At 65.7% G+C, this 23,494-nt stretch carries 22 protein-coding genes; 6 read left to right on the top strand and 16 right to left on the bottom strand.

The annotated features are described in order from the left end of the window. Nucleotides 1–26: 26 nt before the first annotated feature. From alsC to alsB, 3 genes are read right to left on the bottom strand one after another with little or no spacing between them, the layout of a single operon-like run. Entirely contained in the window at nucleotides 27–1,028 is a 1,002-nt protein-coding gene (gene alsC / locus D5041_RS01275; protein WP_265258594.1) for a D-allose ABC transporter permease, read from the bottom strand. A 13-nt stretch (nucleotides 1,029–1,041) separates the two neighbouring features. Next, on the bottom strand, nucleotides 1,042–2,550 hold the full coding sequence (locus tag D5041_RS01280) for a sugar ABC transporter ATP-binding protein (RefSeq protein WP_010103242.1): 1,509 nt from the start codon (nucleotides 2,548–2,550) through the stop codon (nucleotides 1,042–1,044). Between the two features lie 12 nt (nucleotides 2,551–2,562). Beyond that, the gene (gene alsB / locus D5041_RS01285) at nucleotides 2,563–3,507 is read right to left on the bottom strand and encodes a D-allose transporter substrate-binding protein (protein WP_265283681.1); all 945 of its coding nucleotides are present in this window, start codon (nucleotides 3,505–3,507) and stop codon (nucleotides 2,563–2,565) included. A gap of 528 nt (nucleotides 3,508–4,035) precedes the next feature. On the opposite strand from alsB, the gene D5041_RS01290 reads away from it, so the two are divergent. After that, the gene (locus tag D5041_RS01290; protein WP_265283682.1) at nucleotides 4,036–5,307 is read left to right on the top strand and encodes an ROK family transcriptional regulator; all 1,272 of its coding nucleotides are present in this window, start codon (nucleotides 4,036–4,038) and stop codon (nucleotides 5,305–5,307) included. A gap of 142 nt (nucleotides 5,308–5,449) precedes the next feature. Continuing rightward, entirely contained in the window at nucleotides 5,450–6,655 is a 1,206-nt protein-coding gene (locus D5041_RS01295; protein ID WP_265283683.1) for a glycerophosphodiester phosphodiesterase, read from the top strand. Between the two features lie 28 nt (nucleotides 6,656–6,683). Here the strand turns inward: D5041_RS01295 and pcaF are convergent, their stop codons facing one another. Beyond that, complete coding sequence (gene pcaF / locus D5041_RS01300; protein WP_265283684.1) at nucleotides 6,684–7,892, bottom strand: 3-oxoadipyl-CoA thiolase; 1,209 nt, start codon at nucleotides 7,890–7,892, stop codon at nucleotides 6,684–6,686. Nucleotides 7,893–8,088: 196 nt separating this feature from the next. On the opposite strand from pcaF, the gene D5041_RS01305 reads away from it, so the two are divergent. The 3 genes from D5041_RS01305 (at nucleotide 8,089) to D5041_RS01315 (ending at nucleotide 10,394) form a co-directional block, all read left to right on the top strand. Further along, entirely contained in the window at nucleotides 8,089–8,523 is a 435-nt protein-coding gene (locus D5041_RS01305) for a DUF1841 family protein (RefSeq protein WP_265258587.1), read from the top strand. Between the two features lie 119 nt (nucleotides 8,524–8,642). Then, nucleotides 8,643–9,374, top strand: coding sequence for a bifunctional demethylmenaquinone methyltransferase/2-methoxy-6-polyprenyl-1,4-benzoquinol methylase UbiE (ubiE, locus tag D5041_RS01310; RefSeq protein ID WP_010103251.1), 732 nt, complete (start codon nucleotides 8,643–8,645; stop codon nucleotides 9,372–9,374). A gap of 51 nt (nucleotides 9,375–9,425) precedes the next feature. Then, on the top strand, nucleotides 9,426–10,394 hold the full coding sequence (locus D5041_RS01315) for a Tim44 domain-containing protein (protein ID WP_029554215.1): 969 nt from the start codon (nucleotides 9,426–9,428) through the stop codon (nucleotides 10,392–10,394). A 61-nt stretch (nucleotides 10,395–10,455) separates the two neighbouring features. On the opposite strand, the gene D5041_RS01320 is transcribed toward D5041_RS01315, so the two are convergent. The 9 genes from D5041_RS01320 to D5041_RS01360 form a co-directional block, all read right to left on the bottom strand. Continuing rightward, nucleotides 10,456–10,899, bottom strand: a complete 444-nt coding sequence (locus D5041_RS01320; protein WP_265258585.1) for a helix-turn-helix domain-containing protein — start codon at nucleotides 10,897–10,899, stop codon at nucleotides 10,456–10,458. Nucleotides 10,900–11,012: 113 nt separating this feature from the next. After that, the gene (locus tag D5041_RS01325; protein WP_010103254.1) at nucleotides 11,013–11,345 is read right to left on the bottom strand and encodes a DMT family transporter; all 333 of its coding nucleotides are present in this window, start codon (nucleotides 11,343–11,345) and stop codon (nucleotides 11,013–11,015) included. 91 nt (nucleotides 11,346–11,436) lie between these two features. After that, nucleotides 11,437–12,459: a histone deacetylase family protein gene (locus D5041_RS01330; RefSeq protein WP_265282057.1), complete on the bottom strand. Its 1,023-nt coding sequence runs from the start codon at nucleotides 12,457–12,459 to the stop codon at nucleotides 11,437–11,439. Between the two features lie 50 nt (nucleotides 12,460–12,509). Then, nucleotides 12,510–13,274, bottom strand: a complete 765-nt coding sequence (locus D5041_RS01335) for a transporter substrate-binding domain-containing protein (protein WP_265282058.1) — start codon at nucleotides 13,272–13,274, stop codon at nucleotides 12,510–12,512. Nucleotides 13,275–13,332: 58 nt separating this feature from the next. Beyond that, nucleotides 13,333–13,998, bottom strand: a complete 666-nt coding sequence (locus tag D5041_RS01340; protein ID WP_265283685.1) for a 3-oxoacid CoA-transferase subunit B — start codon at nucleotides 13,996–13,998, stop codon at nucleotides 13,333–13,335. Continuing rightward, nucleotides 13,973–14,653 (bottom strand): CoA transferase subunit A, encoded by a 681-nt coding sequence (locus D5041_RS01345; RefSeq protein WP_265283686.1) that lies wholly within the window; start codon nucleotides 14,651–14,653, stop codon nucleotides 13,973–13,975. Before D5041_RS01345 ends, D5041_RS01340 begins: the two co-directional genes overlap by 26 nt. Then, nucleotides 14,650–15,978 (bottom strand): aminotransferase family protein, encoded by a 1,329-nt coding sequence (locus tag D5041_RS01350; RefSeq protein WP_265283687.1) that lies wholly within the window; start codon nucleotides 15,976–15,978, stop codon nucleotides 14,650–14,652. Before D5041_RS01350 ends, D5041_RS01345 begins: the two co-directional genes overlap by 4 nt. A 170-nt stretch (nucleotides 15,979–16,148) precedes the next feature. Beyond that, nucleotides 16,149–16,946 (bottom strand): amino acid ABC transporter ATP-binding protein, encoded by a 798-nt coding sequence (locus D5041_RS01355; protein ID WP_265283688.1) that lies wholly within the window; start codon nucleotides 16,944–16,946, stop codon nucleotides 16,149–16,151. Continuing rightward, nucleotides 16,943–17,605 (bottom strand): amino acid ABC transporter permease, encoded by a 663-nt coding sequence (locus tag D5041_RS01360; protein WP_040892556.1) that lies wholly within the window; start codon nucleotides 17,603–17,605, stop codon nucleotides 16,943–16,945. The genes D5041_RS01355 and D5041_RS01360 overlap by 4 nt, the downstream gene beginning before the upstream one ends. Before the next feature lie 219 nt (nucleotides 17,606–17,824). Between D5041_RS01360 and D5041_RS01365 the strand changes: the two genes are divergently transcribed. After that, complete coding sequence (locus D5041_RS01365) at nucleotides 17,825–18,748, top strand: LysR family transcriptional regulator (RefSeq protein WP_265283689.1); 924 nt, start codon at nucleotides 17,825–17,827, stop codon at nucleotides 18,746–18,748. A 64-nt stretch (nucleotides 18,749–18,812) separates the two neighbouring features. Here the strand turns inward: D5041_RS01365 and cobA are convergent, their stop codons facing one another. The 3 genes from cobA to D5041_RS01380 all read right to left on the bottom strand — a co-directional run bounded on the left by cobA (nucleotide 18,813) and on the right by D5041_RS01380 (nucleotide 23,493). Beyond that, nucleotides 18,813–19,655, bottom strand: a complete 843-nt coding sequence (cobA, locus tag D5041_RS01370) for a uroporphyrinogen-III C-methyltransferase (RefSeq protein WP_265258577.1) — start codon at nucleotides 19,653–19,655, stop codon at nucleotides 18,813–18,815. Continuing rightward, on the bottom strand, nucleotides 19,652–20,575 hold the full coding sequence (gene ybiB, locus D5041_RS01375) for a DNA-binding protein YbiB (RefSeq protein WP_265258576.1): 924 nt from the start codon (nucleotides 20,573–20,575) through the stop codon (nucleotides 19,652–19,654). Before ybiB ends, cobA begins: the two co-directional genes overlap by 4 nt. Before the next feature lie 62 nt (nucleotides 20,576–20,637). Next, entirely contained in the window at nucleotides 20,638–23,493 is a 2,856-nt protein-coding gene (locus D5041_RS01380) for a nitrate reductase (RefSeq protein ID WP_265283690.1), read from the bottom strand. Between the last annotated feature and the right edge of the window lies 1 nt (nucleotide 23,494).

Below are 23,494 nucleotides of genomic sequence, written 5' to 3' on the forward strand. Positions count from 1 at the left end.
CGCACTATGGAGGTGGAAATCCTGGATTACTTCTTCTTGCCGAAAATCTTGTCTGCGGTGACGGTGCCAATGATCAAGGCACCCATGACGATTTGCTGGTAGTACGATTGCACGTTCATGATGTTCAGGATATTGCTGATCACGCCAATGATCAAGCCGCCCACCACCACGCCGGTGACCCGGCCACGGCCACCAAAGAAGCTGGTTCCACCGATGATGGCCGAGGCAATGGCCAGGGTCTCAAAGCCGGTGCCGGCATTCGGCTCCGCTGCACCGGTGCGCGCTACCGTGAGAACACCGGCAATTCCGGAGCAAACGCCCGAAATGACGAAAACGACCAAGGTGTGCAGCTTGATGTTGATTCCGGAAAACCAGGCCGCCTGGGCGTTTCCCCCCAGTGCATAAATATTACGACCCAGCCTGGTGTACGACGCCAGAAAATACAGAAATCCCGCCACCGCAATAGCGACCAGCACGGGCACGGGCATACCCAGCACGCGCCCCGCCAGCACATTCGAAAAACCGACCGGAAACCCGAACACCGAACGGGCATCCGAAATGATCAAGGTCAATCCCCGGTAAATCGCCATCATTCCCAGCGTAATGATGAAGGGATGCAATTGCGTGACATTCACCAGAAAACCGTTCACGACACCGAGCAAGGCCCCCAGCAGCACACCCCCGAGCAATACGGCGAGCCAGGGTGGGCAGCCCGCCACCATGAGCTGCGCCGTCACCATCCCGGTCAGCGCGAGCATGGACCCGACGGACAAATCAATCCCTGCAATCAGGATGGTGAAGAACACGCCACAGGCCAGCAAGATCATCACGGAGCTTTGCAGAAGAACCTGCACCAGATTGTCTTTGGTCAGAAAGAATTGCGGCGACAAGACACTGCAAATGGCCAGCAGCAGCAACAAAATCGCGAGGGTTCCGCTGCTTTGCCACAGCGTCCCGAGAGCCAGACCCGGTTTTCTCGAAGCTGTGCCACCCGCATTTTCATGGGCACTCGTCACGCTGTCTTTCATGCTCGATCGGCCTTCACTCTGTTGCAATCCGGACAATCTTCTCTTCCGTGGCGTCTGCATTATTCAAAATACTGGCGATGCGTCCATCCTTGTAGACTGCTATGCGGTCACATATGCCGAGCAATTCCGGCAACTCGGAAGACACCATCAAGATGCCCTTGCCAGACCCGGCCAGCTGGCGCATGATCCGGTAGATTTCGCTCTTGGCCCCGACGTCGATTCCGCGCGTGGGCTCGTCAAAAATGAACAAATCACTGCCGGCTGCCAACCATTTGGCAATGATGACTTTCTGCTGGTTCCCACCCGACAGCTCAGCAATGTTCTGCCTGACGGATGTACAGCGAATGCGCAGCCTGGACCTGTATTCTTCCCCGAGAATTTTTTCCTTGGAAAAGTTGATGCGTTCCAGTGATAACTGACGCTTTGCACTTTTCAGAAAATGCAGAATGGAAATGTTTTCTGCGATGGAGAAATTGTGGAAAAATCCCGTATGGCGTCGATCTTCTGTCACAAAAGCCATGCCCGCTTTGACAGCTGCATAGGGCGATTCCACGCTGACCGTTTTGCCCCGGCACTGCACATGGCCTGACTGGAGTTTGCGGGCGCCAAAAATGGCTTCCATCAATTCGCTGCGGCCAGACCCGATCAAGCCGGCAAAGCCCAGAATCTCTCCGCGCCGCAAGCCAAAGCTGACGTTGCGGACCCGTCCGTCCACCGTCTGCAAGTTCACAGCCTTGAAGATTTCCTCGTGCTCTGCACCATCCCATGGTACAGGCCGTCCCGCTTCCAGCTCGCGCCCGACCATGGCCGCCACCAAGCGCTGGGGCTCGGTGGTCTTCGCCGGATACGTGGCAATATGGCAGCCGTCTTTCAATACCGAAACCCGGTCAGCGATGACGGGAATCTCTTTGAGCTTATGGGAAATGTAGACAATCCCGATACCCTCGGCCCTGAGTTCATGAATTATTCGAAACAGGTGCCCGACTTCTTCATCCGTGAGCGAGGAAGTGGGTTCATCCATGATGATGAGCCGCGCATCACTCACCAAGGCCTTGGCGATCTCGACCTGCTGCTTTTCAGACAGGGACAGCTGACCGACTGGCGTTGCCGGGTCCCGCTTCGAACCCACCCGCCGGAGTGCGTGCACCGTTTTCTCGCGCATCAGGGCGCGATGCACCACGGGAACGCCCAGCACCCTGCGGGTCGGCAAATTGCCGACGAACAGGTTTTCCTCGATGGACAGATAGTCGATGACGCTCAATTCCTGATAAATCAGCCGGATGCCAAATTTCTTCGATACATCAGGCGTGAGCGCCTTGTACGTTGATTCACCCAGCTGAATTTCACCCGCCGTGGGCTGATGGATGCCGCTGAGAATTTTCATCAATGTCGACTTGCCTGCACCGTTCTCTCCCAACAAGGCATGCACCTCTCCCGGGAGAACATTGAAACTGACGCCCTGCAACGCGGTCACGCTGCCAAACCGTTTCACAAGGTCACGAACGGCGACCAGGCTGTTCATGGCGCTGGCGCATCAGTCTTTGGAGACTATTTTGGAATCCACTGCGATGAACAGGGGTGGCTGATCCACCCTGATGACCGGCCGGCTCTTGAGCGTGTCGATCATTACGCCCAATGCCTTGGCGCCCATGGCTGCTGAATCTTGGGCGACTGTTGCCGTGAGCTCCCCCTGCTTGACCGAATGGATGGCTTCCGGCACACCGTCGGTGCCGATGACGAGCACTTTGCCGAGCTTGTTCGCATTCTTCACGGCCTGCAATGCGCCCAGAGCCATTGTGTCATTCGCTGCATAAATGGCCTTCAGGTCCGGATTGCGCTGCAAAATCGTGCTGCTGACGTCCAGGGCCCTGGATCGATCCCAGTCACCCGGCAAACTGGCCACGAGTTGCACATTGGATTGGGTCTGCAGTGCTTTTCTCACACCGTCCCGGCGTGCATCGCCGCTCGCGTTTCCCGCTTTGCCTTCGACGATGGCGACTTTTCCACCCGCAGAACCCATCTTGCTCAGAATGAACCCGCCTGCCTTCTCGCCCAATGCCAGGTTGTCGGTGGACAGGAAGGCCACCACGCTGCCCCCGGCAGAACTCAGCTGACCCATGTCAGCACGCTCGTCGATGTTCACGACGTAGATTCCTTTCTTGCTTGCTGCGGCCATGGCCTGAATCAAGTTCACGGGAGAGATTGGCGCGACGCCGATGGCTTTGTAGTTTTTGTTCACCACATCCTCCAGCAGGCGCTGTTGTCCGGTGATGTCATCCTCGCCAGCAGCAGCAAAGACATCTGCCTGCACTCCGCGCTTCCTGGCTTCGGCGGCTATGCCATCCCGCATGGCCACCCAGTACGGGCTTGCCAATGTTTTGAGGACGATGGCGTAGTCAGCAGCGTGGACATTTGCAATCAGGGCAAAAGCCATGCCTGCGCTGGCTGCCAGTGCGAGGGCGATTTTCTTCGGTTTCATGTGCTCTCCTGTCGCGCGGTTGCGCAGTTTTTGTTGCCCGGTGGATAGCGTGTCAGGTATCCATATTGCTGTGGAGCGCGCACAACGGCTTCTGCGCTGCGGTCTGCGTCTTCGGTCCCTGGGAAAGCTCCCCCATGACAGGGCGCGCGGCATCCGCGACCCAGCCTTGGCCCGGGCGGTTTGCGCTCGCCAACGTGGTTCGCCCATACCAAAATGCAATCGTTCCTGCGTTGGCGATAGCCAAACCCAAGGTCGTCATTCCTGTCTCCTGCCGCGCTACATGCGCTTATTAAATTGGCCGGGAGTCTATGCGCAGAGAAAGTTTTCCCATATTTTGTATGATTTATGACTGATTCCGTCGTAAATAGCAGAACTATCAATAGATCAGGGTTAATACCAAACGCTTATCATGCTAAATTCGCCACGCGGCGAAATGGATATGCCCGCGAACGCCCAATAAACCCGAAAAAAAGCTGCGTGGATCAGGGGACGACTGCCTTGGCACGCGCCGATTCCGCAAAGCAGACCATGCAAACAGCAGCAAGAACTTCCGGGATGGACGCCGTGGGCCCATCACTGGGAATGGCGTTCCGGCTCAGAAGGCTGGAAGTTCAAAGTGAGTTGGCGCATTTGATTTCAGACCAACCGGGTATTGGCCGGGCGGACGTCGCGCGCATCACGGGAATGGCCCGCTCCACCGTTTCGGACCACATACAGCCACTGCTCGATACGGGCTTGTTCAGCGAGCAAAAGGCCCGCTACGCCGGCAGAGGGCGTCCGTCGCTGGGGCTGACGCTGAATGCGCGGGCCGGGATCATTCTGGTGGCCGACATCGGCATTACGCACGTGCGCTTGGTGGTGACGGATCTGGCGCGTCAAAAACTGGCAGAGGACGCGCTCCCTCCCGACTATTCCGTTCCTCCCGAGACCATGCTGGAGCGCATTGCATCACGCTTTCAGGAACTGTTCCAGACACAACAGCTCGTGGATATTCCGCTCCGCGCCATGGTGGTGGGCATACCGAGTCCTGTTGACTTCGAAAGAGGCGTTCCGGTGCGGCCCCCGATCATGCCTGGATGGGATGGGTTCCCGGTTGGGGAGTGGCTTGAGAAACGAATGCATGTGACCGTGCTGGTGGACAACGACGTGAATCTGATGGCCCTCGGAGAGGCTCGTTCACGCCCTCCATCCGAGTCTCCCTTGATCTTCATCAAGGTCGCCAGCGGCATCGGTTGCGGCATCATCACCCAGGGGGGTGCGTTGCACCGTGGCGCAGACGGTGACGCCGGGGATATCGGCCATATTCGCGTAGCGCAGGCGTCTGGTCTGACATGCGTCTGTGGCAATACAGGTTGCATCGAAGCCGTTGCCTCCGTGCCCTCGATCATGCGCCAAATCAGGGTGGCCAAAGGCGACGAGACCATCGAACTGCCAGAGCTGGGCGTACTCGTTTCGTCGGGGGACATCACCGCCATAAGACTCGTGCGCGAAGCGTCGGCTCAGATCGGAGAGGTCGTGGCCACTTTGGTGAACATGTTCAATCCGGCATGCATCGTGTTGGGTGGAAAACTGGCGCATATGAGCGATGACCTCCTGTCGGGTGTGCGGGCTGCGGTCTATCGCCGCGCTCCCCCATTGGCGACCCGCCGGCTCAGCATTGAAAGCGCACGGGCAGGGCGTGATGCAGGGATCATCGGAGGGATTGCGCTGGGGGTAGACAGCGCGTTGTCTGCCCATGGCTTGCAAAAACTTCAAGAAGCGACACCGGGCACAGCCGGCGGGGTCGGGATGGCGGACTGAAAGAAGGGAAACAGGGGGCTCTTTCAGGCTCCGTACCCCGTTGGACAAGGCAGCAAGTTCTTACCATTCATCCCGGTGATTTTTTCCCGATTGCCTTCGCGGACCGCGACACAATCGCGCTTCCAAAACTATCGGAGTTGGCATGAAGGACAGCGCGCTGCATGGACCTCTTCCTGAATCGACCCCCTCTGTTTCTGGTGCCCAATGGGGCGCGTCGGCCCTGGTGCTCGCGCTCGCGGCGTGTAGCGGCAGCGATGCGCCCGACTACCCCACGCTCGACGGCAACAAGCCCCTGGTCATCGGTCACCGCGGCGCCAGCGGCTACCTGCCGGAGCACACGCTGGAGGGCTACCGGCGCGCCATCGCGTTGGGCGCCGACTTCATCGAACCGGATCTGGTGGCCACCAGCGACGGCGCGCTGGTCGCGCGCCACGAGCCGAACATCACGGCGACCACCGATGTGTCGCAGCGCCCCGAATTCGCCAGCCGCAAGACGAAGAAAATGATCGACGGCGTGCAGGAGGAGGGCTGGTTCGTCACGGACTTCACGCTCGCGGAAATCAAGACGCTGCGCGCCGTCCAGCCCATGGCCGAGCGCGACCAGTCGTACAACGGCAAGTTCCAGATACCCACGTTCGAGGAGGTGCTGGACTTGGCCAAAACCGAGGGCGCCAAAGCGGGCCGCAGCGTGGGCGTGTACCCGGAGACCAAGCACCCCAGCTACCACGCCAGGCAGGGCCTGCCGCTGGAGGACCGCCTGCTCGCCATCCTCGCGAAATACGGCTACACCACCCCGGCTGCGCCCGTCATCGTGCAGTCGTTCGAAGTCTCCAACCTCAAGTACCTGCGCAGCAAGACCGGGCTGCGCCTGGTGCAATTGGTCGACGCCAACGGCGTCCATCCCGACGGCAGCATGGACCTGAGCGCGCCCTACGACCGGCCCTATGACTTTGCCGTGGCCGGCGATGCACGCACCTTCGCCAGCCTGCTGACCCCCGAGGGCCTGAAGGAGGTCAAGACCTACGCCGACGGAATCGGCCCCTGGAAGCCGTATCTGATTTCTTCCCGGCAGGTGGACACGAACCAGGACGGCAAGGCCGACGATCTGAACGGCGACGGCACGATCGACGAGCGCGACCGGGTGCTGCTGCCCGCCACCGAAGTGCTCAAGAACGCGCATGCGGCTGGCCTGTTCGTGCACGCCTACACCTTCCGCAACGAGGCCCGGCGCCTGGCGTCGGACTTCCGGGGCGACCCCCGGGCCGAATACCGGCTGTTCTTCGACCTCGGGGTGGACGGCGTGTTCAGCGATTTCCCGGACACGGCCAAGGGCGCGCGCGACGGCTGATGCGGCCGCCTTGCGCAAAATACCCCGCCTACACGCGCTCCAGAAGCACGGCAATGCCCTGCCCCACGCCGATGCACATGGTGCACAGCGCGTACCTGCCCGCGGTTGCGTGCAGGCGGTTCACGGCCGTGGTGGCCAGGCGCGCGCCGCTGGCGCCCAGCGGGTGGCCCAGCGCGATGGCGCCGCCCCAGGCGTTCACGCGCGCGTCGTCGTCCTTCAGGCCCAAGGCGCGCAGCACGGCCAGGCCCTGCGCGGCGAAGGCTTCGTTGAGTTCGATCACGTCCAGTTGCTCGATGGCGAGACCGGTTTGCGCCAGCAGCTTGCGCGTCGCGGGAGCCGGGCCGAAACCCATGATGCGCGGCGCCACACCGGCGACGGCCATCCCGAGCACGCGCGCGCGGGGCGCGAGGCCGTGCTTCGCGGCACCGGCCTCGCTGGCCAGCAGCAGTGCGCAGGCGCCGTCGTTCACTCCCGATGCGTTGCCCGCCGTCACCGTGCCGCCGGGCCGCACCACGCTGCGCAGCCCGGCCAGCGCTTGCAGGCTGGTTTCGCGGGGGTGTTCGTCCTGGCTCAGCACGCTGGCTTCGCCCTTTCCTGCACCGCGCACGGCAACGATTTCGCGCGCCAGGTGGCCGGCCTTTTGCGCTGCCATGGCCCGCAACTGGCTGGCCAGGGCCATGCGGTCCTGCGCCTCGCGTTCGATGCCGAATTCGGCGGCGACGTTCTCGGCGGTCTCGGGCATCGAGTCCACGCCGTACTTTTCCTGCATCAGCCGGTTCACGAAGCGCCAGCCGATCGTGGTGTCGTACACCACGTTGTTGCGGCTGAACGCCGCATCGGCCTTGGGCATGACGAAGGGCGCGCGGCTCATGCTTTCCACGCCGCCGGCGATCATCAGCTGCGCCTCGCCCGCCTTGATGGCGCGTGCCGCCGTTCCCACCGCGTCCAGGCCCGAGCCGCACAGGCGGTTGATGGTGGCGCCGGGCACGTCGATCGGCAGGCCCGCGAGCAGGCTGGCCATATGGGCCACGTTGCGGTTGTCTTCCCCGGCCTGGTTCGCGCAGCCGTAGAGCACGTCGCCCACCGCCGCCCAGTCCACGCCGGGGTTGCGCTCCATCAGCGCCTTGATGGGGATGGCGCCCAGGTCGTCGGTGCGCACGCTGCTCAGCGCCCCGCCATAGCGGCCGAAAGGGGTGCGGATGGCGTCGCAGATGAAGGCTTGTGCTGTGCTGCTCATGCAGGGGTCTCCTGGGGGTCGTGAAAAATGGGCGCCGAAGTCTCCGCACGGGCGGACGGGCCGGTGCCGCAATGTATGGCACGGACGGGGCCCCTGCGTTGCACGCAGGCGACAGCGCTGAGCGGCAGGCGCGGGCCGTGCGCCGGGTCCGACGCAGCCGCCTGCGGGCAGAGGCTGCGTGCTACGCTCGCGTGCCATGTTCAGTCCCTCCCGAGCCGACGCGCGCCACTTTTTCTGCGGGGTGTACGCCAGGACCCGAAGCGGCGCCCCCCTGCAGGCCATCGAGACGCTGGCCAGCCTGTGGATTGCCGAGCATCCCGAATACCACGCCGACCTGCGCGACGCCGACGCGGCCGTGGCGCGCAACTACGACGCAGCGCCGGGGCAGGGCAACCCGTTTCTGCACCTGTCCATGCACCTGTCGATCAGCGAACAGTGCAGCATCGACCAGCCGCCCGGAATACGCCAGGCGGTAGAGCGGCTGAGCGCACGCCTCGATTCGCTGCACGACGCGCACCACGCGGCAATGGACTGCCTCGGCGAGATGCTCTGGGAAAGCCAGCGCGCAGGCGGCCCGCCCGACGGCCAGGCCTACGTCGCCTGCGTGCAGCGGCGCGCCTCGCGGGACTGAGCGCCGCCCCGGGTTTCGTACGCCATTGCCCAAGAAATTGGCAAATTTGCAACAAATTCCCGGATTCAGCGCAGGGTTGTCGCTGTACCTTTGGCGCCCATGCGCCTAGCATGCTCCCCATGAGCCACACAGACTTCGGTTTTCAATCCATCGACGCGCAGGACAAGGCGGGCCGCGTGCGCGCCGTGTTCGACTCCGTCGCCGCCAGATACGATCTGATGAACGATCTCATGTCGGTCGGCCTGCACCGCGTCTGGAAGGCCTGCACCGTGCTCGCGGCGAACCTGGACGAGGGCAGCCAGGTGCTCGACATTGCGGGCGGAACGGGCGATCTGGCGCTGGCCTTTGCCAAGAAGGTGGGACACTCGGGGTGCGTGGTGCATACCGACATCAACGAAGCCATGCTGCGCATGGGCCGCGACCGCCTCATCGACGCCGGCGTGGTGCTGCCAACGCTGGTCTGCGATGCAGAAAAACTCCCCTTTCCGGACGCGCGCTTCGACTTGGTGAGCGTGGCCTTCGGCCTGCGCAACATGACGCACAAGGACCGGGCCATCGCCGAGATGTGCCGGGTGCTCAAACCGGGCGGCAAGCTGCTGGTGCTGGAGTTTTCCAAGGTCGCCAAGCCACTGGAGAAGATCTACGACTGGTACTCGTTCAAGGTGCTGCCCCAGCTGGGCAGGCTGGTCGCGGGCGACCCGGCGAGCTACCGCTACCTGGCCGAGTCGATCCGCATGCACCCCGGGCAGGAAGCGCTCAAGAGCCTGATGCAGAAAAATGGCTTCGGGCACGTGGACTACCACAACATGACCGGGGGCATCGTGGCCCTGCATGTTGGAATCAAGTGTTGAAAATGTTGAATGGGCATGTCGCCCGGTAAATGAAGAAACGGAGAAGTCATGATGCAGAAACTGTGGTCTGTGGTATTGGTCGCGGCACTGGCGTTGGTACACGCGGATGCCGACGCCCGTCGACTGGGGGGCGGAAAGTCGGTCGGCAGGCAGTCGGGCAACGTCACGCAACGCGAGTCGGCAGCGCCAAGTGCCCCGGCACAGAACGCCACCAACGCCGCTGCGGCCAAGCCGGCCACGGCTGCGCCGCCGGCCGCAGCAGCCAAGAAACCCTGGGGCGCAATGCTCGGCGGTCTGGCTGCGGGTCTGGGGCTGGCCTGGCTGGCCCATTCGCTGGGCCTGGGCGCAGGCTTTGGCCAGGCGCTCTTGATCGGGCTGTTCGCGCTGCTCGCGTACGCCGCTTTCAAGATGCTGATGCGTTCCCGCCAGGGCGGCTCCGCGCTCGCCTTCCAGGGCGCGGACGCAGCGCAGGCGCCCGCGCAGTACAGCCCCGGCAACGTGGGCAACGACGCATCGGCGCGCCCCTGGGAGCGCGGCGCAACGAACTTCGATTCCGGGCGCCAGCCACAGGGGATGCAGAGCGGCAGCGGCACGGTCATCGGCTCGGGCCTGTCGGGCGCGCAGAACTGGAGCATTCCCGAGGGCTTTGACATGCAAGGCTTCCTGTCCGCCGCGAAGCGCAATTTCGTCACGCTGCAGGCCGCCTGGGACGGTGCGGAAATCGACACGCTGCGCTCCATGATGACCGACAGCATGCTCGGCGAGATCCGCACGCAGCTCAAGGAGAGCACCGCGCAGCGCGGCGCACAGCCGAACCATACGGACGTGGTCATGATCGAGGCCCAACTGCTCGGCATCGAGGACCTGGGCGACGACTACATGGCGAGCGTCGAATTCTCCGGAATGATCCGCGAAGAGCCCTCTGCCGGCCCCAGCCCCTTCCGCGAAGTCTGGAACATGACCAAGCCCAAGACCGGCAACATGGGCTGGCTCGTGGCCGGGGTGCAGGCGCTGCAGTAAGCGCCCCATGACAGGGCGGGCTTGCGCCTGAAGCACAGCGCAAGCCCGCCGGTGCAGCGCATCACCCTGCGCCGGGGTTTGAAATCGTTTTCCTCAGCATGCGCCGCACGGTTTCCCGTCCCATGCCGGCCAGACCGGGCTCCTGGCGCGCGACGCGCTGGAGTTCCCCCAGTGTCCAACTCTTTCGGCCTGCGGGGGGCGTCGAACAGGCCAGCGCGACCACCCGCGCTTCGTCGTCCGAGTTGTACCGCCGGGGCCGACCCGAGCGCTTCAGATCGAACACCGCCAAATCTATTCCGCCTTGCAGATACGCCAAGCGCGTGCGCCACACGGTGGTGCGCCCTATGCCGAGTACCGCCATGATCTGGGACTCCGGCACGCCACGGTCCAGGCAGGACAGCACGTGCGCGCGCCTGACCTCGCGCGCACGATGCTGCCCCTTGCTGCATATATCGTCCAAGACCGCGCGGTCTTCTTCGGTCAAGTGCAATTCGGTCTGACGCATGGCAACACCTTGGGGTATCAATGGGCGATGCCCGGAGTTTATCCATGTTTATCTACTTGCGGGGTCGCTGCCTCCCGCAGGCTTGCGGGCGCGCAATGAACGGGCGCTGGCAATCAGCGCGCGCTGACGTTCAGAGTGACGACGCCCAGCACGATGAAGACGAAGCCCAGCAAGCGCATGGCATGGGCCGACTCATTGAAGCAGAGGATCCCGATCAGCGCGATGAGCGCTGTCCCGCTGCCGGCCCACACGGCGTAGGTAAGACCCACTTCGAGCTGTCTCACCGCGAGGGACATGAGCCAGATCGCCACACCATACGACAGGAAAACGGCGATGGATGGCAAAGGGCGGGTGAGCCCGTCCGCGAAACGCAGCGCGATCGTGCCCGCAACCTCGGCACCCACACTGGCTGCAATGAGCAACCACGAAAATCCCTGTGCGCTCATGGCACACCTCCTCAGGCTACGCGCTTGTACCGAGCGCGATCACCAGACTGGAAGCGGTACCCCAAGGGATCGGGATCTTAACTTCGAGCAGTCAGCGCGGCAATGCGAATCCATGGAAGAACGAGCGCGCGTTCGCTTCGAGGCTCTCGAGGTCGTAGCCGCCTTCCTGCACGATGAGGGTGGGCAGTCCCAGCGCACCGACGACGCTGCCAAGGCGCCCGAATCCCTGCGTCGTGACGGCCACCATCGACTGCGGGTCGTTGCGGTAAATGTCGAAGCCGAGCGCAAGCACCAACGCATTCGGCTCGAAGCGCCGGACCGCGCGCACGGCGGCAGACAGCTGCTCGAAAAACGTCTCTTCGCTGGAGCCATGCGGCATCGGCAGATTCACGTTGTAGCCATCGCCTGCGCCTGCGCCACGCTCGTCCTCATAGCCCGCGACGACCGGATAGAAGTTCGTCGGGTCGCCATGGATCGACACATACTGCACGTCGTCGCGGTCATAAAATATTTCCTGCACACCCTGCCCGTGGTGCATGTCGGTATCGAGAATCGTGACGCGCGCGAAACGCGCGCGCAGCATTTGCGCAGCGATCGCCGCGTTGTTCAGATAGCAGAACCCGCCCGCGCCTTGCGCGCGCGCATGGTGGCCGGGGGGACGGCACAGCGCGTAGGCCTCGCGCACGCCGGCGTTGATCGCGGCAGCCGCAGCGGCCGCGCCCTGCGCGGACCAGTACGCCGAACGCCAGGTATCCGGGCCGATCGGGCAGCTGCCGTCCATGAGATAGCACGCCGCCTTGCCCAGCACGCCCCGCATTGGATTGCCCTCGCGCACGTAGACGTTCGACATCACTTCGTCCCCCCAATCCGGCGGCATCTTCTTCCATTCGGCATGGGCCTCTTCGAGAAAGCGCAGATAGTTCATGCCGTGCACGGCGGCAAGCGGCGTCCTGCCGAAATCGGCCGGCTCGCGCACCTCGAAGCCCAACGACTTCGCGGCCTCGACGAGCCGCAGTGCCCGCTCGGGCACTTCCTGCGGCGTGCGCATCTGCCCGCGCGACAGATAGGCGCGCGGATGATGTTTCAGTTGCTCGGAATGAAAAAAAGCCAGCATGTCCATGGACTCCTCTTATGGTCCGGCGTGCGGTGATACCGGTCCATCGATCAACGGACGTCGGTGCCGAGCCACTTCCTGCTCATGTCGCCGTATGCGCCATCGCGCACGATCTCGCCGAGCGCCGCGTCGATCGCCTCGCGCAGCCTGGGGCTGTCCTTGCGCACCGCAATGCCGATTTTCTCGGGGTACAGCAGCGCGCCAACGGGTTTCGCGTTGATCTGCTTGTCGCGGATGGTCAGGATGCCCGCGATCTTGTCGGTGACGAAGCCGTCGATGCGGCGGTTCTGGAGGTCGATCAGGATATCGGGCAAGCCCTTGTAGGTCTTGATTTGCACCTCGGGGCGGTTCTTGCGCAGCCATGCCTCATAGGTCTCGCCGAGCGTGACGCCCAGCACCTTGCCGTTCAGCTGGTCGATGCCTTCGACCCCGCTGCCCTTGGGCACGAACAATTGCGCGCCCGACCGATAGTACGGCTGCGTGAAATCGACGGCCCTGAGGCGCTCGTCCGTGATCGCCATGCTGCCGATGATCGCGTGGTACTTGCCGGCCAGCAGGCCGCCGACGATGCCGTCCCAGGCCGTCGTCACCGGGACGGCTTGCACACCGATCTTCTTCGCGATCTGGCTGCCGATATCGACGTCGAAGCCCTGCAACTGACCCGCCGCGTCGATGAAGCTGAACGGCGGGTACTTGCCCGTCAAGGCAAACGTGAGCCGACCGGTCTGCTTCACCTTGTCGAGATCGTCGGCATGGGCTGCGGCGCTCAGCACGATGAAACAGGCAGCGGTCACGATTTTCTTCAAACGGGTCATCTGAATTCTCCTGTCAGAGTGGGTGGGGGAGGGGTTGGTCGATCCTTGGCCGCCGCGGTCATGCATGGCTGTCCGCAATGGCCTGAAAATCCGCGTCGGTGATGTTGCGCAGTCCGGCAGGCCCGATGTCGCTGAGCACCTCGAGCAGTTGCAGGCCCTCGGTGCCGCAGGCGAACACCGCGTGCTCGGTGACGATCCGGGTGACGCGCCGCCGCGCGGTCAGCGGCAGCGTGCATGCGTTGACGATCTTCGGCCGGCCGTTCCTGTCGGTGTGCAGCATCGTGACGATGACGCGCCGCGCGCTCTGCGCCAGTTCCGCGCCGCCGCCGATGCCGGCCACGAGGCTGCCGGGCACGAGCCAGTTGGCCAGATCCCCGTGCGCCGAAACCTGCAAGGCCCCGAGAAACGTGATGTCGATCATGCCGCGCCGGATCATGCCGAACGACACCGCGCTATCGACCACCGCCCCGCCGGGCACGATCGACACGTACCCGCCCCCGGCGTCGATGAGTTCGCTGTCGAGCGCATCGACGTCGCCTGACGGTCCGACGCCGAGGATGCCGTTTTCCGAATGGATCCACACCCCCGAAGCCGCGTCCACGTAGTGCGGGATCAGCGTCGGCAAGCCGATGCCGAGATTGATGATCTGTCCGCGCGACACCTCCCGGGCGGCGCGCCGCGCGATCACGTGGCGCGGATCAGCGGGGGATCGGCTGGTATTCATGGGAATCTCCGGCGACCTGGACCAGGCCCTGCACGTACATGCCGGGCGTGTGAATGCTGTCGGGCGCGAGCGGCGCGTCGCTGATCGTGCGCGTTTCGACGAAGACCTGGTCGGCGGCCATTGCCATCAGCGGTGAAAAGTTGCGCGCCGCGCCGCGATAGCGCAGATTGCCGAATCCGTCGGCCCGATCGGCGTGCAGCAATGCGTAGTCCGCCCTGATCGCCGGCTCGAAGAACAGCTGACGACCGGCCACCTCGATGGATTCGCGCGCCACGCCCAGCTCGTCGGGTAATTCGATATCCGTGACGACGCCGGGCAAGCCCACGCCCGCGCAGCGGATGCGCTCGGCGAACAGCCCCTGAGAGAAAAATTCGACTTGCAGCGCGCCGGCAAGATGCGCCCGCCGCGCGGGTGCGCTCAGACCGAGGTGCGTGGTCAGCAGCCGGCTGACCACGCCCGCCTCGATCAGCCGCGACACGCCGTAGCCGTCCTGATTCGCGTCGTTCTTGATGATCGTCAAACGGCGTTTGCGCTGGCGCTGGAGTTCGGCGAGCAATGAGAACGGCGTGCCCGGCGAGCCGAAGCCGCCCACCATGATCGACGCGCCATCCGGAATCGCCTCGATGACTTCCGCCAACTGCCTGCGTTTGCTCATCGTGCGTCCGCCGTGCGTTGTACGGCAGTGCATGCCGCGTCGAGCAGATCGACGATTTCGTCGCACTGCGCGGGCGTCGTGATCAGCGGCGGAGCGATCAGCGTGTGGTCGCCCGTCTCGCCCATCAGCGATTTGCGCGGATAGACGATGAGCCCGCAATCGCGCGCCGCGCGGGTGATCGCGTCGCCGAAGCAGAGCGCTGGCGCAAAGGGCTCCTTGCTCGCGCGATCCGCCACGTACTCGACGGCGAGCAAGAAACCCCGGCCGCGCACGTCGCCGATGAAGCCGTGGCGCGATGCCAGTTGCTCGAGTGATTGGAGCAGATACGCGCCCGTGCTCGCGGCGTTCTCGACCAGCCCTTCGCGCTCGATCACGTCGATGACGGCGAGCGCCGTCGCGCTGGCGAGCGGATTGCCCGCGTAGGTGTAGCCGTGCTGGAAACCGCCTGCGGCCAGCACGGGATCGGTGACCTCCGCCCGCGTCATGATCGCGGACACCGGATAGTAGCCCGCGCCCAATCCCTTCGCGAGGCAGACGATGTCCGCTCGGACGTCCCAGTGCTCGTAGCCGAACCAGCGGCCGGTGCGGCCCATGCCCGTCATCACCTCGTCGAGGATCAGCAGGACGCCGTGCCGCGAGCAGATTTCACGGATGCGCGAAAAATACCCGGCGTGCGGAACTTCGGCCCCGGTGCTCGCGCCGCCGATCGGCTCGGCGATGAAGGCGGCCACGTGCGCGGCCCCCGCTTCGAGAATCGCCGCCTCCAGTTCGTCGGCGCAAGCCAGCGCGTGCTCGGCCACGCTGCGGCCCGCCGGAACGCGGTACTGGGTCGGCGACGCCACTTTGGGATACAGCGGGAACATTGGCCCGAAGGGCTGCGTCAACGGCGTGTAGCTCGTCATCGACAGCGCACCCATCGTCGCGCCGTGATAGGACGGCTTGCGCGCGATGAACACCTTGCGCTGGGGCTCGCCCCTGCACACCCAGTACTGGCGCGCGATCTTCAGCGCCGACTCGACCGACTCAGAACCGCCGCTGGAAAAAAACACGCGGTCAAAGCGGCCGCCGCCGAGATCGACCAAGCGCTGCGCCAGATCGAGCGCGGGTTGATTCTCGAACTGCGTCCGGTACGCGAATGCGACCTTGTCCAACTGATCCAGCATCGCGGCGCGGACCGCCGGATGGCCGTGGCCGATCTGCGCCACGATGGCGCCCGAACAGGCGTCAACATAGCGCCTCCCGTCCACGTCCCAGGCATACACGCCCTGGGCCCGGGCGATGGTCGGCAGCTTCACTGCCGATTGATAGAACAGATAGTCAGGCACGGCAGTTCCTCGATGCGGTTTCGATGCGGGGTCCGGCCAGTGTTCTGCCCTGCGAATAGCGGCACAAAATGAAACGGATGCATTTCGCGTCAGGGCAAGGCGCAAACCGCAGCGATACCCGTAGGTATCGCGAGGATTTGCAACGCCGCCATGGCGCGAAAGGCGCAGTTTCATGTGCCGCTATTCGCAGGGCAGGACACCAGGATATCGGCCAGAAAAGCCTGGGTGCGCTCGTGCGCCGGTTGATGAAAGATCGCGGCCGGCCGGCCTTCTTCGATCACCCGACCGCCCGCGATGAACACGACGCGGTCGGCTACTTTCTCGGCAAAGCGCATTTCGTGCGTCACGACCATCATCGTCATGCCGGCGCGCGCGAGTTTCTCCATCACGGCCAGCACGCCAGCGACCATCTCGGGGTCGAGCGCGGAGGTCGGCTCGTCGAACAGCATCGCGTCCGGTCTGAGCGCCAGCGCGCGGGCGATTGCGACACGCTGCTTCTGGCCGCCCGAGAGCTTGCCCGGATAGACGTCTTGCTTGTCCAGCACGCCGACCGACTCGAGCAAGGCGCGCGCTTCGGCGCGCGCTTGGGCGACGCCGTGGCCGAGCAACTGCACGGGCGCGAGCATGATGTTTTCGAGCACGGTCAAATGCGCAAACAGGTTGAAGTGCTGGAACACCATGCCGACCTTCATGCGCATCGCGTTCAGATACCGCTCCTGGGCCCGATGGCCGCGGCGGGCGTCGTTGATGAGGCTGCCCCGAATCCACACCTCGCCGCCGGTCGGCATCTCGAGCAGGTTCACGCAGCGCAGCAAGGTGCTCTTGCCCGACCCGCTGGGACCGATCAGGACCAGCACTTCGCCTTGCTGCACGTCGAGCGAAATACCTTTCAACACGTCCAGCGCGCCGTAGGTCTTGCGCACGCCGCGCAGGGCGATTTGCGCGCCATCCGGATGCGCGGCGTTCATGCCCGGCCTCCTTGCAGGACCAGGCGCCGCTCCAGTTGCCGCAGGACCAGGCTCGTGGCGGTCGTGAGCACCGCATAGATCATCGCGCACGCAAAGTAGAGTTCGAACGGCTTGAACGTGGCGCTGACGAGCTGCTGGGTCCGCATGAACAGTTCGGCCAGCGTGATCGTGGAGACCAGCGACGTGTCCTTGGTCAGGATGATCAGGTTGTTGCCAAGCGGCGGCACGATCAGCCGGAGGGCCTGCGGCAGGATCACGAGCCGCATGGTTTTGGCAGCGCCAAATCCCAGCGAGCGCGACGCCTCGATCTGCCCGTGCGGAACCGCGAGAATCCCGGCGCGGATCGTCTCCGCGTTGTATGCCCCGACGTTCAGCGCGAGGCCGATCACCCCCGATGCGAACGGCGACAGTTCGACGCCGAATTGCGGCAGACCGAAGTAGATGATGAACAGCTGCACGAGCAGCGGCGTCGAGCGGATCAGCCAGACGTAGCTGCCCGCCACGGCGCGCACGGCGGCGTGGCGCGAGAGTCGCCCCAAAGCGGCCGCCAGACCGATCACGAGACCGAGGATCGTCGCCAACAGGGTGAGTTCGACCGTGGTGCCGGCGGCCTGACACAGCATCGGCAGGTATTCGGAAACGATGTGGATGTCAAGCATGGGGCTCTCTGCGTCATCGCCCATCGCCGGCCATGAAGCGGGCGATGCCGGGGGGCTGCGTGAAGGGGGTGAGCAACTTTGTTCATAGCATGCCTCTATCCGGCAGAGCGCCGTGCCATGGTGGTTTTGCTCAACGTCGTTGTGGATCGGAGTCTCACTTTCCTGTTTTTGTCTGTCAACATATGATGTTTTTTCATCAAGTGATGTATGGAGCCGGGAATGCGGGCAGAAATCAGCGTGCGCGACATGGAGATCTTTCATGCGATCGCGACCACGGGGTCAACCCGGCAAGCCGGCGTGCAGCTCGGCATCACCCAGTCCGCCGCCAGCCATGCGCTCGCGCGGCTCGAGGACACCCTGGGCATCCGTCTGTTCACGCGGGAGAACCAGCGGCTGCAAATCGCCCCCGCGGGCCGCTACATGCTCGACGAGGCCGTCCAGTTACTGGATCGGCTGAAGCGGATCGAAGAAGAGATTGCGCTTTTTCAGGAAAGCGGCCTGGCGTCGCTGCGCATCGGTTGTGCACCCGGTTTGGGCCATCGCTTCGGCCCGCGGCTCGCGCAGCAATACGTCGCCAGCCATCCGGGAACCGGCATGGCGCTGGACATCGCCGCCAGCGGGCGGCTGATTTCGGAGGTGGACGGCGGCCGCCTGGATCTCGCGCTGGTGTCGTACCAGATTCACGAGCCGGGGTTGATCATTACGCCGGTATTCGCCGCACAGATGATGGCGCTGCTGTGCCGAAGGAATCGGTTGGCCGCGCGCAAACGGCTCCACTACGGCGACCTCGCCGACCAGCGCTACATCAAGCCGATTCAGTCGGATCACCTGATCTACGCCAACACCAGCCACGACCGCCAGCTCGACTACAGCTTGCGCGTCAGCATGAGCGCGCTGGGCGAGGTGATCCGGTTGAGCAACGGCGTCAGCCTGCTGAACGCATTGACGGCTGCGGATCTGTGCGTCCATGGTGATCTGGTCGCCAGACCCTTCGACTCGGCCCAATGGTTCACCTTCTACCTCGTGCATCAGCACGCGATGAAGGACAACCGCGCGGTCGCAGACGTGCTGGCCATTGCCAAGGACTGTGTCCGGCAAACGGCAGAGGAAGCAGGGCTTGCTGGCGCGTTCGTCATTCACTGAGCGGCGCGCGCCAGGATGGTTTTCTCCGCATTCACGCGGCCATCGGCGAAATCGCCCGCGCCGCTCACGCCCATGTGGAAAATGGCTGTTCCCGGGAGGCATGAGACCCCGCTGCCTCGGCCTGCGCAGCCACGCCGCGCACCACGTCACCGACGACGATCACCGCAGGGCTGCCCAGGCCCTCGCGGAGAATGGTCGCGTGCAGGGCGTGCAGGGTCGTCACGGCGTGGCGTTGCCGGGGCAGGCTGGCGTTCTCGATGATGGCCACGGGGGTGTCGGCGGGCAGGCCGCCGGCGAGCAGTTCCTGTTCGATTCCGGCCGCGCCGCTCACGCCCATGTAGATCACGAGCGTGAGCCTTGCGGCGCGCGCCGTCGCGGCCAGCTGGCGCCAGTCGATTGCGGCGTCTCCGGGCTTGGCGTGGCCGGTGACGAAGACCACGCCGTGCGCATGCGCGCGGTGCGTGAGCGGTGCGCCCAGCGCCGTGAGGCCGGCCAGGCCCGCGGTGATGCCGTTGATGACGTGCACCGCAATGCCCGCGGCGCGCAGGCTCTCGACCTCTTCCCCGCCGCGGCCAAAGATGAACGGGTCGCCGCCCTTGAGCCGCACCACGTTCTCGCCCGCGTGCACCGCCATGCGCATCAGCTTTTCGATAAAGGCCTGCGGCGTGCTCTTGCAGCCGCCGCGCTTGCCCACGTGGACGATGCGCGCCGTGGGCGCGGCCTGCGCCACGATGGCCTCGCTCACCAAGTCGTCGACGAACAGCACGGTCGCGGCGCGTATCGCCTTGAGCGCCTTGAGCGTGAGCAGCTCCGGGTCGCCCGGGCCCGCGCCGACCAGGGTGCAGCTGCCGCACGCGGGGGCCAAGGGGGTCGGCGGGGGGATCTGAGGGAATGGGGGACGGCTCATGGCAGGGTCTCCACAACGGTTCGGTCGGCAAGTTGCAGGATATGTTCCACTTGGCGCCCGATGGCCGGCGGAACCGGCAGTTCCCCCGCGAGGACGCGGCGCGTGTAGGTGGCGGTGCTGGCCACGTCCAGCGCCGTGGGCAGGCCGGGGACTTCGTTCGTGGTGCCGGGCTGCTGCGCTTGCAGCACGCCGTGCACGCCGTGCACGAAACCGTCGCTGCGCGCGCTGCGGCGCGGGTCTGCCACCACCTCGCCTTCGAGCCCGCGCGACAGCAGGGCGGTCATTCCCAGCAGGCAGAAGGTGGCTTGCAGCATCCCGAAGTATTCGGGGTGCGTGTAGCTGCTCACGACCACGGCGGGCCCCGCGCAGGGGTTCATGAGCTTCACGGTGCTGTGCCCCGGGTTGCGCAGGCCCACCACCTCGCGCACCGCCAACAGCCGTGCCAGGCCGCCGTGCAGCTGCCGGGTGTGGATATGGCATACCGCCCCGGCGGCTATGCGTTCCGGCGCATCGAGTGCCGGTATGCCCAGCGCGTCGAGCACGTCGCAGGCCAGAACCCGGCGCGCCTCGGTGCGCATGCCGTGCAGCAGCACGGGCAGGCCCGCGCGCGCGAGCAGCAGCGCGAGCAGCGGGGTGAGCACGGGCAGCCTGCGCGCGCCGTTGTAGCTTGGCAGCACGACGAGCGGGCGCTCGCTCGCGGGAAACCGGGTCAGGCGCTGGTGCGTGGCGTCGAGAAAGCCGCACATCTCTTCGGCCGTCTCGCCCTTGATGCGCATGGCCAGGCAGAAGGCGCCGACCTCCAGGTCGGTCACCGCGCCGTCGAGCACCTGGCCGAACAGGTCGGCGGCCTGCGCGCGCGTGAGCGGCTTGGCGCCGCGCGCGCCGCGGCCGATTTCCTTGATGTACTGGCTGATTCCCATGGGACGCCGTTCGATGCTGTGTGGGGGGCGCTTATTCTCCGGCAAGCCGGATGCTTGCGCTTCTATGGGGCGGCCTGCGCCAGCGGCCCGGTGGCGCGCAGCATGCGCCGGATCTCCGGCAGGCAGGAGCCGCACTGGGTCCCGCAGCGCAGGCTGGCCTGCAGCTGCGCCAGCCGCTCGGCCTCGCTGCCGTGGGAATGCGCGAGCGCCTGCCCGATCGCGGCGTCGGTCACGTTCAGGCAGATGCACACGGGTTTGCCGCGTGCGGGCAGCGCCACGGGAGGCTGCGCTCCGGGCGCGAGCAGCAGCTGGCCCGGGGTCTGCACGGGCAGTTCCTCTTGCAGCAGGGTCCGGAGCCAGCCTTCGGCGCGGGTGTCGCCCGCGAGCACGATGCCTTCGAGCGTGCTCGCGTCGCCCTGGCGCAGCAGGCGCGCGGCGCGGCGCTGGCCGCGCCGGCTGTCGGCGTAGCGCAGGGTGTCTGCGCCGGCCAGGCCGAGCAGGGCTTCGATGCGCTCGATGAGCGCGTCCGGCGGCGCGGCGTGCGCGGCGGCGCGCAGCAGCACGCCGCTGCGTTCGGGCTCTGCGGCCTCGGGCGGCGCGTGCGCGCCGAGCGGGCCGAACGGCACGCAGCTGGCAAACGGAAATTCGGCGAGCAGCGCGGACAGGGACGCGCGCACGGTCTGCGCGCCGTCGGCGGGCAGCCAGGCCATGGCCAGCAGCGTCCAGGGCAGTTCGGCCCGCACGAGCTGCACGGCGGCATGCTTGAGTTCGGGTTGCTTCGACGTGGGGCACAGGGCCGCTGTGCACAGCGCGTTCACTCCCGCGAGCGGCTCGCCGCCGGGCGCGCGGCCGCTCAGAAATTCGCTGCCCCAGTGCATGGCGATGAAGACCTGCGCCAGGCCGAGCGTGGCGTCGGCCTGCACGGGCAGCACGATGGCGCCGCGCCGGCTGCTCAGCTGCACCAGGTCGCCGTCTCGCAGCCGCTGCCGCGCCATGTCCTGCGGGTGCATTTGCACGCAGGGCTCGGCCGCATGGCCGAACAGGCGGCCCAGGGTTGCAGTGCGCGTCATGCCATGCCACTGGTCGCGCAGGCGCCCGGTGTTCAGGCTCCAGGGGTAGTGCGCGTCGCGCTGCTCGGCCGTGGGCTGCCAGGGATGCGCGGCAAAGCGCGCGCGGCCGTCGGCGGTGGCGAACACGGCGTCCTCGTACAGCCGCGCCTTCCCCGTGGTCGCGCCTGCGGGATAGGGCCATTGCTGCGGGCCGGCGCTCTCGAGCAGCGCCCAGGACAGGCCGCTGATGTCCAGATCGCGGCCGCGGGTGCTTTCGCGGTGCTCGTTCCACACGCTCTGCGCGCCCAGGTCGGCGTCCGCGGTGTCGTAGGGGAACAGGCTGCGCTGGCCCGGGCGCAGCAGGGCCTCGAGCCGGTGCGCAAACTGCACGGCGATGGCCCAGTCGTGGCGCGCCTGCCCCGGCGCGGGGACGGCGGCGCGCACGCGCGAGATGCGGCGTTCGCTGTTCGTCACGGTGCCGGTCTTCTCGCCCCAGGTGCTCGCGGGCAGCAGCAGGTCGGCGTACTGCGCGGTGGCGGAGGTGGCAAAGGCCTCTTGCAGCAGCACGAACTCGGCGCGTTGCAGCGCGCGGCGCACCGTGGCCTGGTCGGGCATGCTTTGCGCGGGGTTGGTGCAGGCGATCCACAGCGCTTTGATTTCGCCGTCGGCCGCGGCCTGGAACATTTCCACGGCGCTCCTGCCCGGCTGCGCGGGAACCGAGGGCAGGCCCCAGAGCGCGGCGACTTCGGCGCGGTGCTGCGGGTTCGCGAGGTCGCGGTGCGCGCCGAGCAGATTCGCCAGCGCGCCGACCTCGCGCCCGCCCATGGCGTTCGGCTGGCCGGTGAGGCTGAACGGGCCCGCGCCGGGTCGGCCGATTTGCGCGCAGGCCAGGTGCAGGTTGATGAGCGTGGCGTTCTTCGCCGTTCCGCTGCGGCTCTGGTTCAGGCCCTGGCAGTACAGGCTGAGCGTCGCGCCGCGGCGCTGCGGGTCGCCGCTGGCGCCCGTGGCAAACCACTGCGCGGCGCGGACCAGGTCGTCCTGCGCGATGCCGCATACCTGCGCCACGCGCTCGGGTGTGCAGTCGCGCACCAGGGCCTTGAGCGCGGCAAAGCCCGTGGTGTGCGCGGCGATGAACGCAGCGTCGATCCAGCCCTCCCACAGCATCAGGTGCAGCATGCCGTTGAACAGCATCACGTCGCTGCCCGGTTGCAGCGGCAGGAACAGGTCGGCCATGGCGGCGGTGTCGGTGCGGCGCGGGTCGGCAACGATGAGCTTCAGGCCGGGGTTCGCCGCGCGTGCGTCTTCGATGCGCCGAAACAGCACCGGGTGCGCCCAGGCGGTGTTGCTGCCCACGATGAACAGGCATTGCGCGTGGCGCAGGTCGTCGTAGCAGGCGGGCGGCGCGTCGGCCCCCAGCGTGGCCTTGTAGCCGGCCACGGCGCTGCTCATGCACAGGCGCGAGTTGCTGTCGATGTTGTTCGTTCCGATCAGGCCGCGGGCGAGTTTGTTGAAGACGTAGTAGTCCTCGGTGAGCAATTGGCCGCTGACGTAGAAGCCCACGGCGTCCGGACCCTGGCGCCCGATGGTGTCCGCGAAGCGCTGCGCGGCCAGGTCCAGGGCCGCGTCCCAGGACAGCGCCTGCGGCGTGTCCCCGCGGCGCGCGCGGTGCAGCGGTTGCAGCAAACGGGTCTGCAGGGTGACGGAGCGGCTGGCCGTGCGGTGCAGCGTCGCGCCCTTGGTGCACAGGCGGCCGAAGTTCGCCGGGTGCGCCGGGTCGCCGCGCACGCCGGTGATCTGCGCCCCCTCGCTCTCGATGATCACGCCGCAGCCTACGCCGCAGTAGGGGCAGGTGGACGCGGTCTCCTGCATG

It is taken from the genome of Verminephrobacter aporrectodeae subsp. tuberculatae (genome assembly GCF_026127385.1).
Taxonomy (GTDB): Bacteria; Pseudomonadota; Gammaproteobacteria; order Burkholderiales; family Burkholderiaceae_C; genus Acidovorax; species Acidovorax aporrectodeae.

What these genes read in the sequence shown, in the direction of transcription:
- D5041_RS01340 (WP_265283685.1), bottom strand. Translation starts at nt 13,998, where the DNA reads ATGAATACCAGCCGATCCCCCGCTGATCCGCGCCACGTGATCGCGCGG.
- D5041_RS01345 (WP_265283686.1), bottom strand. Translation starts at nt 14,653, where the DNA reads ATGAGCAAACGCAGGCAGTTGGCGGAAGTCATCGAGGCGATTCCGGAT.
- D5041_RS01305 (WP_265258587.1), top strand. Translation starts at nt 8,089, where the DNA reads ATGTTCAGTCCCTCCCGAGCCGACGCGCGCCACTTTTTCTGCGGGGTG.
- alsC (WP_265258594.1), bottom strand. Translation starts at nt 1,028, where the DNA reads ATGAAAGACAGCGTGACGAGTGCCCATGAAAATGCGGGTGGCACAGCT.
- ybiB (WP_265258576.1), bottom strand. Translation starts at nt 20,575, where the DNA reads ATGGGAATCAGCCAGTACATCAAGGAAATCGGCCGCGGCGCGCGCGGC.
- D5041_RS01280 (WP_010103242.1), bottom strand. Translation starts at nt 2,550, where the DNA reads ATGAACAGCCTGGTCGCCGTTCGTGACCTTGTGAAACGGTTTGGCAGC.
- alsB (WP_265283681.1), bottom strand. Translation starts at nt 3,507, where the DNA reads ATGAAACCGAAGAAAATCGCCCTCGCACTGGCAGCCAGCGCAGGCATG.
- D5041_RS01325 (WP_010103254.1), bottom strand. Translation starts at nt 11,345, where the DNA reads ATGAGCGCACAGGGATTTTCGTGGTTGCTCATTGCAGCCAGTGTGGGT.
- pcaF (WP_265283684.1), bottom strand. Translation starts at nt 7,892, where the DNA reads ATGAGCAGCACAGCACAAGCCTTCATCTGCGACGCCATCCGCACCCCT.
- D5041_RS01335 (WP_265282058.1), bottom strand. Translation starts at nt 13,274, where the DNA reads ATGACCCGTTTGAAGAAAATCGTGACCGCTGCCTGTTTCATCGTGCTG.
- cobA (WP_265258577.1), bottom strand. Translation starts at nt 19,655, where the DNA reads ATGAGCCGTCCCCCATTCCCTCAGATCCCCCCGCCGACCCCCTTGGCC.
- D5041_RS01290 (WP_265283682.1), top strand. Translation starts at nt 4,036, where the DNA reads ATGCAAACAGCAGCAAGAACTTCCGGGATGGACGCCGTGGGCCCATCA.
- D5041_RS01320 (WP_265258585.1), bottom strand. Translation starts at nt 10,899, where the DNA reads ATGCGTCAGACCGAATTGCACTTGACCGAAGAAGACCGCGCGGTCTTG.
- D5041_RS01355 (WP_265283688.1), bottom strand. Translation starts at nt 16,946, where the DNA reads ATGAACGCCGCGCATCCGGATGGCGCGCAAATCGCCCTGCGCGGCGTG.
- D5041_RS01360 (WP_040892556.1), bottom strand. Translation starts at nt 17,605, where the DNA reads ATGCTTGACATCCACATCGTTTCCGAATACCTGCCGATGCTGTGTCAG.
- ubiE (WP_010103251.1), top strand. Translation starts at nt 8,643, where the DNA reads ATGAGCCACACAGACTTCGGTTTTCAATCCATCGACGCGCAGGACAAG.
- D5041_RS01315 (WP_029554215.1), top strand. Translation starts at nt 9,426, where the DNA reads ATGCAGAAACTGTGGTCTGTGGTATTGGTCGCGGCACTGGCGTTGGTA.
- D5041_RS01365 (WP_265283689.1), top strand. Translation starts at nt 17,825, where the DNA reads ATGCGGGCAGAAATCAGCGTGCGCGACATGGAGATCTTTCATGCGATC.
- D5041_RS01295 (WP_265283683.1), top strand. Translation starts at nt 5,450, where the DNA reads ATGAAGGACAGCGCGCTGCATGGACCTCTTCCTGAATCGACCCCCTCT.
- D5041_RS01330 (WP_265282057.1), bottom strand. Translation starts at nt 12,459, where the DNA reads ATGCTGGCTTTTTTTCATTCCGAGCAACTGAAACATCATCCGCGCGCC.
- D5041_RS01380 (WP_265283690.1), bottom strand. Translation starts at nt 23,493, where the DNA reads ATGCAGGAGACCGCGTCCACCTGCCCCTACTGCGGCGTAGGCTGCGGC.